Source organism: Flavobacterium cerinum (assembly GCF_004028155.1).
Lineage (GTDB): Bacteria > Bacteroidota > Bacteroidia > Flavobacteriales > Flavobacteriaceae > Flavobacterium > Flavobacterium cerinum.
Genome location: NZ_SBII01000001.1, coordinates 399,652 through 413,266, shown reverse-complemented (window position 1 = coordinate 413,266; position 13,615 = coordinate 399,652). Strand labels below are relative to the sequence as shown.

General features: G+C 36.6%; 13 protein-coding genes. 5 read left to right on the top strand and 8 right to left on the bottom strand.

Annotated elements, in window-relative coordinates; all coding sequences use genetic code 11:
* Nucleotides 1–6: 6 nt before the first annotated feature.
* Nucleotides 7–540 carry a GNAT family N-acetyltransferase gene (locus tag EPI11_RS01890; RefSeq protein WP_128388259.1) on the top strand — a complete coding sequence of 178 codons (534 nt, stop codon included), beginning with the start codon at nt 7–9 and terminating at the stop codon, nt 538–540.
* 84 nt (nt 541–624) lie between these two features.
* On the opposite strand, the gene EPI11_RS01885 is transcribed toward EPI11_RS01890, so the two are convergent.
* Both EPI11_RS01885 and EPI11_RS01880 read right to left on the bottom strand, forming a co-directional pair.
* Nucleotides 625–1,149 carry a hypothetical protein gene (locus tag EPI11_RS01885; protein WP_128388258.1) on the bottom strand — a complete coding sequence of 175 codons (525 nt, stop codon included), beginning with the start codon at nt 1,147–1,149 and terminating at the stop codon, nt 625–627.
* Between the two features lie 102 nt (nt 1,150–1,251).
* On the bottom strand, nt 1,252–1,692 hold the full coding sequence (locus tag EPI11_RS01880; RefSeq protein ID WP_128388257.1) for an OsmC family protein: 441 nt from the start codon (nt 1,690–1,692) through the stop codon (nt 1,252–1,254).
* 637 nt (nt 1,693–2,329) lie between these two features.
* Here EPI11_RS01880 and metK point away from each other — a divergent pair.
* Nucleotides 2,330–3,580: a methionine adenosyltransferase gene (gene metK / locus EPI11_RS01875; protein WP_128388256.1), complete on the top strand. Its 1,251-nt coding sequence runs from the start codon at nt 2,330–2,332 to the stop codon at nt 3,578–3,580.
* A 179-nt stretch (nt 3,581–3,759) separates the two neighbouring features.
* Complete coding sequence (locus tag EPI11_RS01870) at nt 3,760–3,987, top strand: hypothetical protein (protein ID WP_128388255.1); 228 nt, start codon at nt 3,760–3,762, stop codon at nt 3,985–3,987.
* Nucleotides 3,988–4,030: 43 nt separating this feature from the next.
* Here EPI11_RS01870 and EPI11_RS01865 read toward each other — a convergent pair whose 3' ends face one another.
* The 5 genes from EPI11_RS01865 to EPI11_RS01845 all read right to left on the bottom strand — a co-directional run bounded on the left by EPI11_RS01865 (nt 4,031) and on the right by EPI11_RS01845 (nt 9,416).
* Nucleotides 4,031–4,249 carry a hypothetical protein gene (locus tag EPI11_RS01865; protein ID WP_128388254.1) on the bottom strand — a complete coding sequence of 73 codons (219 nt, stop codon included), beginning with the start codon at nt 4,247–4,249 and terminating at the stop codon, nt 4,031–4,033.
* A gap of 81 nt (nt 4,250–4,330) precedes the next feature.
* Entirely contained in the window at nt 4,331–4,600 is a 270-nt protein-coding gene (locus EPI11_RS01860) for a hypothetical protein (RefSeq protein WP_128388253.1), read from the bottom strand.
* Nucleotides 4,601–4,801: 201 nt separating this feature from the next.
* Nucleotides 4,802–7,555, bottom strand: a complete 2,754-nt coding sequence (locus tag EPI11_RS01855; RefSeq protein ID WP_128388252.1) for a TonB-dependent receptor — start codon at nt 7,553–7,555, stop codon at nt 4,802–4,804.
* A gap of 26 nt (nt 7,556–7,581) precedes the next feature.
* On the bottom strand, nt 7,582–8,406 hold the full coding sequence (locus EPI11_RS01850; RefSeq protein ID WP_128388251.1) for a GLPGLI family protein: 825 nt from the start codon (nt 8,404–8,406) through the stop codon (nt 7,582–7,584).
* Nucleotides 8,407–8,534: 128 nt separating this feature from the next.
* Nucleotides 8,535–9,416 (bottom strand): GLPGLI family protein, encoded by an 882-nt coding sequence (locus tag EPI11_RS01845; RefSeq protein ID WP_128388250.1) that lies wholly within the window; start codon nt 9,414–9,416, stop codon nt 8,535–8,537.
* A 256-nt stretch (nt 9,417–9,672) separates the two neighbouring features.
* Here EPI11_RS01845 and EPI11_RS01840 point away from each other — a divergent pair, with 256 nt between their 5' ends.
* Nucleotides 9,673–10,467, top strand: a complete 795-nt coding sequence (locus EPI11_RS01840) for a hypothetical protein (RefSeq protein ID WP_128388249.1) — start codon at nt 9,673–9,675, stop codon at nt 10,465–10,467.
* Complete coding sequence (locus EPI11_RS01835; RefSeq protein WP_128388248.1) at nt 10,467–11,081, top strand: deoxynucleoside kinase; 615 nt, start codon at nt 10,467–10,469, stop codon at nt 11,079–11,081. The genes EPI11_RS01840 and EPI11_RS01835 overlap by 1 nt, the downstream gene beginning before the upstream one ends.
* An 81-nt stretch (nt 11,082–11,162) precedes the next feature.
* On the opposite strand, the gene EPI11_RS01830 is transcribed toward EPI11_RS01835, so the two are convergent.
* The gene (locus EPI11_RS01830; protein ID WP_128388247.1) at nt 11,163–13,589 is read right to left on the bottom strand and encodes a sodium-translocating pyrophosphatase; all 2,427 of its coding nucleotides are present in this window, start codon (nt 13,587–13,589) and stop codon (nt 11,163–11,165) included.
* Nucleotides 13,590–13,615: the final 26 nt, after the last annotated feature.

Sequence of the window (13,615 nt, the reverse complement as noted above, 5' to 3'; positions counted from 1 at the left end):
TATCTCATGAACATCCCCCGTTTCAGCCCCTTCCCCATCCTCTCCACCGAAAGGCTCATCCTTAGAAAAATAACTTTGGATGATGATAAGGCAATATACCTACAGCGGTCTAATGAGATCGTTAATAAATATATTGCCAGAACTCCACCGGCTGATATTACCGAAGCTCAGGCATGGATTACGAGAATAAACAAGAGTATAGACGAGGGACAGAATGTAAACTGGGCCATTACATCAAAAAATTGCGGAACTTTTATCGGGCTAATCTGCCTTTGGAACTTCTCTGAAGACCGTACCATTGCCGAAACTGGCTACGAGCTAAACCCAGGCTATCATGGTAAAGGCTACATGAATGAGGCCTTAAACAGTGTTATTAATTTTGGTTTTTCTTCTTTAAAGCTATCCATGATCGAAGCCTATACCCAAAAAGGTAATGTCAATTCAATTAAACTTTTAACAAAGAATGGTTTTGTACACGACCCTTCCAGAATCGATGAAGGATTCCCTTTAAATACCATTTATACATTATCGAATAAATAAAAAAGCAGGCCAAAACAGCCTGCTTTTTAAATTTACCAAAGCCCCACCCTAACCACAGTAACGGGACCCGGTAATAAATTTTTATCAGGCCACTGCCTCTTTTTTTCCTGCAATAGCCAGTATAGTATCAAACAATTCATCGGCTACAGCCTTATTCCCACCCTTAGGTAAATTAATAAAACTGTAATCCAGTCCTCTATTAAGAGCTGTCCTGGAAATTTCGGTTTCAAAATCTGGATGAAGTGATGCCAGTGTTTCATTAATGGACACCACATTAAACCCGCTTTTTATGAGTCCGGAATATTGTCTTACAAACTCTGCATTAGCTGTAGCATCTATTGCTATCAGGTTGTGCAGTTTATTTTCATGCACATATTCTACAACATCTTCTAACTTAAACGGAATACCAAACTGAATAAAGTTAGCCTCCCATGAATAATTAGCACCTTCTTTCTCAAAGAAAGCAACGGTAGAGTTGGTAATTACCGGAAACCTCAAGTCAATGTGGCTATCCAGTATAAGAGTCTTGCGATTTTTCAACGCTTTATTGATCAATGCACTCCCGGCTTTTCCTATACCAAAGAGCACTATATTTATTTTCTGGGTCATGGCTAATTAAATTTTAAAAAAGAAACTGCCCCAAGCCTGTGCTAAAGGCAGCTCTTAACAAACAAACAAAAAACAACTTATTACAACTTTAAATTTTATCTCTTAATTGTACGAGAACTCTTTATACAACACCACATCTACAGGCGTGTTATTAACGAGGTTATCATACACGGGGCTGCGCCGCTGTACTTCCAGCAGCCATTTTTGCAGTGCTTCCAGCGAAGCACTAGAAGCCGGCTTAAGCCCAATTTCTATATTATTGAAGCCAGGTCTTTCTTCTCCCGATGGTTTAGGCAGGTTTAGGTTACCTGTAATCTCTATCTGTAACGATTTAAGATTTATACCCTGTTCTGCTGCGACCAACTGTCCAAGTGCATTAATGCAGCCCGCAAAACCTGCAAGGATATATTCGTAAGGGTTAGGCCCTTCTAATTCCGGGTATTTTGTGTTTTCGCTAATGCGAAGATTTGCGTTTAATGTTTTTACAACAAATTGACTGTTATTTCCGGTGTACCCTAGTACATTGATTGAATTTGTATTCATGATGCGAAAATTTATATGTTATTATGAAAGATCTTTAAATAAAAAAAGTCCTTTTGGAACGATTACCAAAAGGACTTGACACTAATAAAACTAAGATTACGTCATTCTCTTTTGGCAACACCAATGCATACAGCACATCCATGTAAAATAGATGTTATGCATATTTGTATAAATTGATGTTCTCATTTTCATTGTATATTTTTAAAATGGTAAATAAAAAAAGCCCCTGCAATTTGCAGGGGCTTCAGTGTTATATAATTTTAAGAATTTAAAATTTGGCAACAGCATCCCCTGCGGAAAATTTCCACATTGTAAAATACGTATGACAAATATTAAAATTCATTTTTTCTCGATCTTTATGCTGCAAACTTCTTAACTATTTTCGACATGACCAAAGAAATTTTTAAATTTAACATTTTCATTTTCAGGCACTCTCAATCTTTTATTTTTTTTATGCATGCATAATAATTAAAATCTATTCGTACTTTTTTTATTCGGATTTCGTTTTATACCTTTGTACCCAATAAAAATTGAGAGGAAAAATTTGTACTGATTGCAACCTCATTAAAAAATGCTAAAGCAGGTCTACTCCCCTTTAGCTTTCTGCAATCTTTTCCTCGCTTAATTAATACTATTTATGGCATATTTATTTACGTCAGAGTCAGTGAGCGAAGGACATCCTGACAAAGTTGCTGACCAGATTTCCGATGCATTAATTGATAACTTCCTAGCTTTCGACCCTGAGTCGAAGGTAGCCTGTGAAACGTTAGTAACTACAGGGCAGGTGATTCTTGCAGGTGAAGTAAAATCTAAAATATATCTTGATGTACAGCAGATAGCACGTGATGTTATCAGAAAAATTGGGTACACCAAGAGCGAATATATGTTCGAAGCTAATTCTTGTGGTGTGCTTTCTGCTATACACGAACAGTCACAGGATATTAACCAGGGCGTAGACAGGTCTAATAAAGAAGATCAGGGTGCAGGCGACCAGGGAATGATGTTTGGTTATGCAACTAACGAAACAGAAGCCTACATGCCACTAGCACTTGACCTGTCTCACAAACTATTGCAGGAACTTGCTGCTTTGCGCCGCGAAAATTCAGACATATCTTACCTGCGCCCGGATGCAAAATCTCAGGTAACGCTAGAGTATGATGACAACAATAAACCTGTGCGTATCGACGCTATTGTGATTTCTACACAACATGATGATTTTGATGATGAGCCTACTATGTTAGCGAAAATCAAAAAAGACATTCTAGAGATCTTAATTCCAAGAGTTGTAGAAAAGAACCCGGCTTATGCTCATCTTTTTAACGACCGTATACAGTACCACATTAACCCTACCGGAAAATTTGTTATAGGCGGCCCTCATGGGGATACTGGTCTTACCGGAAGAAAAATTATTGTAGACACTTATGGCGGTAAAGGTGCTCACGGTGGCGGTGCTTTCTCTGGTAAAGATCCTAGTAAAGTAGACCGTAGTGCTGCTTATGCAACACGTCACATTGCTAAAAATCTTGTTGCTGCAGGCGTAGCCGAAGAGATCCTTGTACAGGTATCTTATGCTATTGGAGTAGCTAAACCAATGGGTATTTACATTAATACTTATGGTACATCTAAACTTAACCTTACCGATGGTGAAATTGCCAAAAAAGTAGAAGAACTATTTGATATGCGTCCTTACTTTATTGAGCAGCGACTTAAGCTTAGAAACCCTATTTATAGTGAAACAGCTGCTTACGGACACATGGGCCGTACACCTGAAACAGTTACTAAAACGTTCAGATCGCCAAACGGTGAAGAGAAACAGATAACAGTAGAATTATTTACATGGGAAAAACTTGACTATGTAGATAAAGTAAAAAGTGCTTTCGGGATTTAAAAACCCCACAATATACAAATTAGAAGAGGATAGCAATATCCTCTTTTTTTTGCTCGTGCTTTAAAAAATTATTCGTTACAATCACATTCATAAGTTAAATACAATAACAATTACCTATACATTAACACTCTTGCTATAAAGTGATGTTTATATTTAAGTAACCCTAAACACCTTGAATTATGAAGATTGTAAATGAAGAAAGTATTTTACACGACAAGTTTGTAGAATTTAAATCAGGATTGCTTGATATTCAGAAAGAAAATCATGATGTGCTTCAGGGAACTAAACTGGCACAAGAGTGCAGTCCCTATATTTCCATCCATGTATCCGGGATTAATTACAGGAAAGAAATACCAATAATGATCCGAAAAAAAATAGAAATACTGCTATCAAAAATATTTAAATAGCAATACCTCAACTTATAATAAACATTCAATAAGACATTGTAGTCTATACGAATATACTTTTAAATGCAGCATTTAGCTTTTCTTTAATATCTTCAGGAACTATTCCTCTAGCAAAAGAAAGCATTGGTAAATTCTTATCATCTCTCGTTATTTTAAAAACTTTTGATAATGTTTTACCTCTAAAAAAATCAAGGTGGCTTACCCTGATATCAAATGCTAATGAATTGAATTGACTGGTTTTGAGCTGTATATCTGATGACATAATTATAATTTTAAGTTACTTCATCAAATATAGCCTTTATCTATAGATAAAGGACTTAATATAAAATATATCTATAAATTGTTATGGGAAAAGGCTTTCTAAACTCGCATAAAGCACTGTAAACGTTAGTATTCCAGCCCCAACCATCACAATAATATAATTTTCGGCATCCATCATAGTTTTACCTAAGCGTACCCTAACAATATACACACTCGCAGTAAGCATAAAAATAACCGATGCGCAGAGTGTTGCAATAAAAACATTAGAGTAATCACCATCACCAATATACCAAATAGCGAGTATAAGACAGAGAATGACAATATAAGGAATACATTTTATGACTTTATCCATCTAAGAATAATCAGATTAATCTTCAACAATACCTGCTCTTTAAACAAGCAGATTTTACAGTTCAGGCTAAAAATAAAACTTATTTTTAATTGTTAATCAGGATTTGACAGGTTCTAGTTTAACTACATAAAAAGGCTGTCCAAAAACAGCCTTTTTATTATTTTTCTTACATTATAACCTTTAATAACGATTACAATTATTTTATAGATTGTACTTAATTGTTAGCAGCAAATACCTTGGCTGTACCCTGTAACGTGATGTATAAGTAGAGAACTGATTAAAGCTGTCATCATTAAGCGAAGTAGTATTAAGTAAGTTTGTTCCACCTACCTTAAACTCCCAGTGGCTGTCTTTTTTACGATACATTATATCGGCACTCAGGAAATCATATTCATTATCTGATGTCTTACTATCGTTATAATAATGATTGTATTCATAATCAGCATTGATCGTAAAAGCATCCCAAAAGAAGAAGTTGAAATTAGCAAATGGCCTGTGGTTATAAAACTTATTATTCGCATAGTCATTAATACTCATCTCGTAGCCTACTTCTAGGTTAGGCAGGTTCTTATAGTTTGTAGCAAGGCTAACTGTATAATTCTGATTGAACTGTTCGTTAACCTGTCTTATAGAGTTTGCTATAGTTACCGGCTCGCCTAAATTAGCCATATCAAGCCTAAAGTTATTAAATTTACTCCAGGTAAGATTAGCTCCAACAGATGCTTTATAGAAACGGGCAAAACTTCTGTTATATCCTACCGATCCCGAAAGGTTTTCATCGGCAAAATGAGAATTCTCCAAAGTCCCTATCTGATTGATACCGTTAAATGCCGAAAGGTTTTTAATCGCATCCATCCTATGGCTGTAGTTTACAGCACCATATATCTGAGTAAAATTAAACATATTGTATTTAAAATAATTCAATGAGTGGTTTTGATACAAACCATTCTTTAAATCTCTGTTACCCTGAAAAAGTGACTTATAGCTGTTAAGCACTAATCCTTGTGCAAAACTGCTCACGTTAGTAAAATCAGTCGTCATAGAGTAATTATAGGTAAGCCTTTCCGCTTTTTTAATCTGGAACTGAGCAAATACATCCGGCAGGACCCTAAAAAAATTGTTTTCTACTTTACTGCCTAACTGCTCGTTATTGGTATCGTAACGGTGCAGACTTACTCCGGGATTAAACTCAAATTTACCGGTAATGAATCTGTAATGAACACCTAAAAACACATCATTAAAAACATAATCTACATTATTATCAGTGTTGTCATTAAGACTGTTCTTAGAGCTATCATCCAGCATTTGGAAAATGCCTGAGTTAAAATTCTGGTATGAATACGTATTTCCTAAAGTAACATTAATATTACTCTTTGATGTAAGCATGTAATAATAATCCAGTTTAGCATCTGCTTTATTAGTTTTTATAAAACGCTTTTGCGAAATATCATACCTTGATGCCGGTTCAAGTCCCAACCCCAGCGAAGGATCTGCTCCGGGTATATTAGGAAACGGATTATTAGCTAAATTGGCATTATACAAAGGATCTTCGTCCTGATAAAGATGCTGCGCAGCAAAAGCAAATACATTTTTATCATTAAGAGTATAATACAAATTTAAATTCTGATTGAACGAAAATGGCTTTTGCTTTTTGCGCGTATAAATATCCTGACTCTGGCTTGTTTCGGGCATAACTGACGACAGTAATGCATTGCCTTCCTCCTGATTTGATGTTTTCATGAAAGCATCATAATCAAGCTGTAAACTCTTACTCGGCTTATAGCTGGAGCTCAACTTAAATAAGGCAAATTCACTTTTCTGCTCTGATGTGTCCTCTGTATCCTGTATTGTTTGCGGTTCTCCGGTAATAGGATCAAGCAATACATTACGGCTCTTTGTTTCCATAGCCGTCCTGCTCGAATTAATAATAGCAAATCCACTTAGTGTTAATGTTGGTATCGGATTATAACTAAAGTTACCGGCTCCAAATTTTGTTTCGATTTCTTTGGCTCTGTTATTACGCATAAGTGAAAGTCCAAGATCATTAGATCCTACATTAAAACTTGTACCCCCTTTACGCATCATATTACGAAAACCACCGGTAAATTTAAAATAGTCCTGCATAGTAAGCGGCAGTTCTCCTGTATTATTAAAATTACCAATAAGGTTTAAGCTGTATTTTGGATTGTAATAAAATATTTTTGGATTCACAATATAACGTTCGCCTTCACCTATACTTGCTCCTGCACTCATATCACCAAACCAAAAGTTCTTTTTACCATCTTTGAGCTTAATGTTCATGGCAACATTATCTTCATTATTCTCAACACCTTTAAGCTGGCTCACTTCATTATAATTGCGCAATACTTCTACCTTGCTCACCGCATCGGCAGGAATGTTTTGCACACCGAGCTTAGTATCGCCATCAAAAAAATCCTTGCCCTCTACCATTAATTTAGAAACCGACTTACCTTCTACCTTTATACCTCCGTCTTTATCAACCTCAACACCCGGTAGTTTTCTAAGTACATCCCCCAGCTTACGCTCGGTACCATTAGTAAATGAGTCAGAATTATAAACAATTGTATCTCCCTTAATCGTAACCGGCATTTCGTGAACGATCTCCAGTTCTTTAAGTTCAATACCCTGCTTTAAAACTATATTTTTTATAATATTCTCTGCCCCTGTAGTAACGGTAGTTTCAAAAGGCATGTAGCCAATATAACTTGCCTTTATTATATAAGCAGTATTTGCTTTTAAAGACAGTTGGTATTTTCCTGCCTCATTTGTAATAGCATAGGAGTCCATTGCATTTGTATTCTTATTCACAGCCATAACATTGGCCATTTCAAGAGATGTTCCGGTAGAATCTTTTAAAACACCTTCCATTCTTATATTTTGAGAATAAGAAAAAACAGAGGTAAGTAATAGTAGGGCAATTACAAAATTCTTCATGAATGTGTTAGTGTTGTTAGTAAAGGTTATCCTCCAATTTTAATTATCATTTTATTATCGTCAGACCCACCTTCTTCCATCTTCATCATGTCATTGGTCTTTTCTTCTAATATCTTGGCAAATTCTGTCTGAGTTACTTTTTTCCCTTTTTTAGGAACAGTTATTTCGATCTTTTCTTTAGGATTTAATACTATCTTAGAACATAACACCGAGGTAGAACCATCGTTTACTTCAAGTATTAGTCCCGGTAGTCCCCAATATTCCCCCGGCCCCTGGCTTACAGGTATCTCAGGCGTATACCATGCGGTAATAATTATATCTTTATTCGTAGCACCCAATATATTTATCGCTTTGGCGGCTTTACCATCTTCATCAGGTGTGTCCGGTTTTTTATCAATCTTTATAGTAGCCTTATAACAAGTGTAATTACCTATCTTTTTTGTCTCATTTTCCAGCTTCCATTCCAGTTTTGATAATGAATCTTTAATAAGGAACTCTTTATCATAAATTTCAGTTTCAGTTATAAAAACCTTATCCTTTAAATTTTTATATTGCTTTCCTCCACCTGCAAAATTTATCTGCATATCCATTCCTCCTCCTCCTCCGTTTGAAAGCTGTTTTTCTTCATCGTAAATAGAAGCTGTTTTATTAAAACGCAGCGTGTATTTTTTCTCAAACGATTTAGATAATTGCTCTTTAACCATTGCCGCAATTTCTGGGGTTATATTACCTCCCTCTGCCTCAAATTCTCCCATTTGGGTTTTAGACTCATAAGTGGCTATGCCTTGAAAATCTTGTGCACGCCCCGAAAACACAGCTAATAAAGCTACATAAATAACATATTTTTTCATAATGATTAGTTTTTAGACTACGCAAATAAACTAAAAAAATCGTTATAAAACTATTTTTATAGTTACTTAACTAAAAAAACAGTTTTGCCCATGTGTCATTGAATTAAAATAGATAATTATAAACAGGTTTAACCTCCAATCCTCATTCTGCCTCCACGGCCACCACCGCCCATTTCCTGCATTTCCTGCATTTTTTTTGCCATGATCTTAGCGAACTCAGCCTGGGAAACCTTCTCGCCTTTTTTAGGTGCTTTAATCTCAACTTTTTCTTTAGGGTTAATTACCACTTTAGAACAAAGCAATGTTGTTTTATCATCACTTACTTCAAGAATAAGTCCCGGAAGACCCCAGTAATTTTCAGGCCCCTGGCTTACAGGTATATCCGGCGTATACCAGGCAGTAATAGTTTTCTCTTTTGGCATTTCAACCATATCCATAAAGTTGGTCGATCTTTGTTCCGATTCACTTTTTTTCTTCATCTCCTCTTCTGCACCCTTTTTAGGTTTATAGTTTAAAAGATTTGACTGATCTACCGGTATGGATGCTGTTGCCTTATAACAGGTATAGTTACCGATCTTTTTCGTTTCGCTTTCCATTTTCCATTTTATCTGTGTAAGGGAATCAGTAATTAAAAATTCTTTCCCAAACATTTCCTTTTCTATAAGCAGGCTTTTATCTTTAATATTTTTATACTGCTTACCGCCGCCGCCCATAAAAGACGACATCATTCGCATACCATTATCACCTCCGGGGGTGCCTAATTTTTCTTCTTCCTGATATATAGAACTGGTTTTATCAAAATTCAGAATAAACGTTTTTTCAAACATTTGCTTCATACGCTCTTCTATCATCTTTTTCATATCCGGTGTGATATCCTTGCTGTCAAGTTTTGGCATCATATCACCCAGGCTTGTTTTAGATTCATATACAGCCATGCCCTGAAAATTCTGAGCCTGAAGTGCAGCAGTAGATAACAAAACTGCAAAGAAACAGATTAAAGTATTTTTCATTGTATTATAGGTATTATGTAAATTAGGTCGTTTTATACAAGTAAGACTACATGAGTCCTGTTTTGTTACTTCGTTTTATGTTTATTTTAAAAATTAAGACAATCCATTCACTATGCTTACTTTTTTGTCTATTGAAGATTCAAATATAAGCAAGTGTTAACAATATGTTATACTACTATTTAATAGCTTAAAATTAATAGTGCTTTGCCATAATAAATTTTAGCGTTGGGCTATTTTTTGTACTTTGGCTATCAATATGAAACAACTATTGTTCCTTTTTCTGACACTGTGCTATGCTTCATTATCAGCACAGGAACCTTCTATTCCGGTTAAACTTCTTTCCAATGCTTTGGCGGGACCTCAACGCTATGTGGGTACCGACGCTTTTGGATGGAAATACACCATCGTAGAAAACGAATTTCGCAAAGAGAAAGACAACAAAACCATGCGTTACAAAAGTGTTTCTCTGGGTGAAATTTATAAAGCAGACCTTCAAAATCCACTTCAGATTATTCTTTTTTACCGAAAGTTTAATACAGCTGTGCTTCTGGATAATCAGCTTAATGAAACAACCCGCATTAATTTTTCTAATGTACCGCAACCACTCATTACTGAGGCTATAGGACTAGCCTCTCAAAACCGTTTGTGGATATACGACATTACAACGCAGCAATTAGGCCTTTATGATTTAATTCAGAAGAATTTCAAGACCATAACACCTCCTTTTTCAGATAACATTAAGTACTATCAAAGTGATTATAACTATTTCTATTGGATAGACACTTCTAATAAATGCTTCATGGTTAACCTCTTTGGAAATGTAGGTTTTCTGGGAATTATTCCTGAATACGACCAGATACAATTGCTCACGTCAAGTGAGGCTTTAATAAAAAAAGGTAACGCTCTTTATCTGTATAACTTAGAAACGCAAACACAAAAACCAATTGCTTTGGTTGAAAAAAGCTTTCAGAGCTTTCATTATACAGCCCAAATTTTGTCTATTTTTACAGACTCTGAAATTAACACGTATAAAATAATTTTATCCAAATAATGCATATAGCTGTAGCAGGAAATATAGGTGCCGGAAAAACGACTCTTACAGGATTATTAGCCAAACATTTTAAGTGGGAACCCCATTATGAAGATGTAGTAGACAACCCTTATCTCGATGATTTTTATCATCAGATGGAGCGTTGGTCATTTAACCTTCAGATCTATTTCCTTAATACACGTTTTAGTCAGGTAATGCAAATTCGTGAAAGCGGTAAGAACATTATTCAGGACAGGACCATTTATGAAGATTCGCATATTTTTGCGCCCAACCTTCATGCAATGGGACTTATGGCAAATCGTGATTTTAATAATTACAAAGCACTTTTTGATATGATGGAAGGTTTTGTAGGTGCCCCGGATCTGCTTATTTACCTTCGCAGTTCAATACCTAACCTGGTAAAGCAAATTCACAAACGCGGACGCGACTATGAAAACACCATTTCTATAGATTATCTGAGCCGCCTTAACGAGCGTTATGAAGCATGGGTACAGGGATATGACAAAGGCAAACTGCTTATTGTAGATGTAGACAAGGTGAATTTTGTAGACAATCCGGAAGATCTTGGTGACATCATTAACCGTATTAATGCAGAACTTAACGGATTATTTTAATCTGCCATGCAAATAATGAAAACATAGTCCAATAAAAAATGCCCTCACTTAAAGTGAGGGCATTTTTGTTTATCAAAAATATTATTTCTTTTTAAAAGCATCGATCTGAGCATTCACTTCAGCCTCTGTACCTTCAAAAACTTTTTGTTCTGTTTTTAATTCTTCGAGATCTGTTTTAGTCGAGATCGTAACAGTAGCTGTTATTTTACCATCTCCATTTTTTTGACGCTCAATAGATATTTCTGTACTCGACTCTTGTGCAGTTACTATAGGTTTTTCTATAACAGTTGCTGCCTGTACATTTGTAATAATTGGTGCTTCGGTAACATGTCCGCCCAATATAGGCGCTATTACAAGCCCGATAAGACACGTAAGCTTGATCAGGATGTTCATTGACGGCCCTGATGTATCTTTGAACGGATCACCCACTGTATCGCCTGTTACAGCCGCTTTATGTGCATCAGACCCTTTATAGGTCATCTCGCCGTTGATCATTACACCAGCCTCAAAAGATTTTTTGGCATTATCCCATGCACCTCCTGCATTATTCTGGAACACTGCCCATAATACACCTGACACAGTAACACCAGCCATATATCCTCCAAGCATCTCTGCTACCAGTTGATTATTATCCGGATAAATAAGCATCCCTAAAAGTACAATTGCTATTGGGAAACCTATAGTCAATACTCCCGGAAGCATCATTTCTCTTAAAGCTGCTTTTGTAGAGATCTCAACACATTTACCATACTCAGGTTTACCAGTTCCTTCCATAATTCCCGGTATTTCACGAAACTGTCTTCTTACTTCATACACCATGTCCATCGCTGCTTTACCAACCGAGTTCATTGCCAGAGCCGAGAACACCACAGGTATCATACCTCCCACAAACAGCATAGCCAGTACCGGAGCTTTAAAAATATTAATACCATCTATTCCTGTAAAGGTTACATAAGCAGCAAATAATGCCAGAGACGTTAATGCTGCCGAAGCAATAGCAAAACCTTTTCCGGTAGCAGCAGTAGTATTACCTACCGAGTCTAAAATATCTGTACGGGTACGCACTTCTTTAGGCAGTTCGCTCATTTCGGCAATACCTCCTGCATTATCCGATATTGGTCCGAAAGCATCAATTGCCAACTGCATTGCAGTAGTAGCCATCATGGCCGAAGCAGCAAGTGCTACTCCATAAAATCCTGCAAAAGCATAAGACGACCAAATCGCTGCTGCAAATAATAAAATTGTTGGAAATGTAGAAATCATACCCGTTGCAAGACCAGCAATGATGTTAGTTCCTGCACCGGTACTCGATTTCTGAACAATCGCTAAAATCGGTTTTTTACCCAGTCCTGTATAATACTCTGTAACCGATGAAATAACTCCACCTACAACAAGACCTACAAGTGCTGCATAAAACACCCTCATTGATGATATATCTTTAGCTGCTTCGCCATAAAATTCCATCTTCATGGTTGCTGGCAGCATGTATTGAATTAAAAAATAAGAAGAAATAGCAACCAATACGATCGATACCCAGTTCCCTACATTCAAAGCACCCTGAACCTGAGCTTCTTTTGCATTGTTATCTTTAATTTTTACCATTAAGGTTCCTATTATCGAGAACAAAATACCAAAACCTGCAATAGCCATTGGTAGTAAAATTGGCCCTATACCTCCAAAGGCATCAGTAAAACCCGGATTATTAATTATAATATCCCTTAACACATAATTGCCCAGTACCATCGCCGCTAATACGGTTGCTACATACGACCCAAAAAGGTCGGCACCCATACCGGCAACATCCCCTACGTTATCCCCTACGTTATCTGCAATAGTAGCAGGATTACGTGGGTCATCTTCAGGAATACCCGCTTCAACTTTACCTACAAGGTCTGCACCTACATCGGCAGCTTTGGTATAAATACCGCCACCTACACGTGCAAACAATGCAATAGATTCTGCTCCAAGCGAAAAGCCCGCAAGCGTTTCTAATACAATAGTCATATCAGCAGCATTTGTCCAAACGCCGCCCATAAAGTAATGAAAGAAAAATATAAAGAAAGATGTAAGGCCTAATACTGCAAGACCGGCAACACCAAGCCCCATAACAGTACCACCGCCAAAAGAAACTTTTAATGCCTGAGGCAAACTTGTTCTTGCAGCCTGTGTGGTCCTTACATTTGTTTTAGTTGCAATTTTCATCCCCATGTTTCCGGCAAGTGCCGAAAAAAATGCCCCAAAGATAAAGGCAACCACAATTAGCATGTGTGTGGTAGGGACGATGTAAGCGATACCGGCAAGTGCGATACTCGCTATAATAACAAAAATAGTTAGTAATCTATATTCTGCTTTAAGAAAGGCCAGGGCGCCTTCATAAATATGATCCGATATTTCCTTCATTTTTCCATCCCCGGCATCCTGTTTTAATACCCATGATCTTTTGACTGCCATAAAAAGCAATCCCAAAACGGCCATTACTAATGGCACGTAAATCATTATTGAATCCATAAATAAAGTTTTGGTTTGTTGTTAAT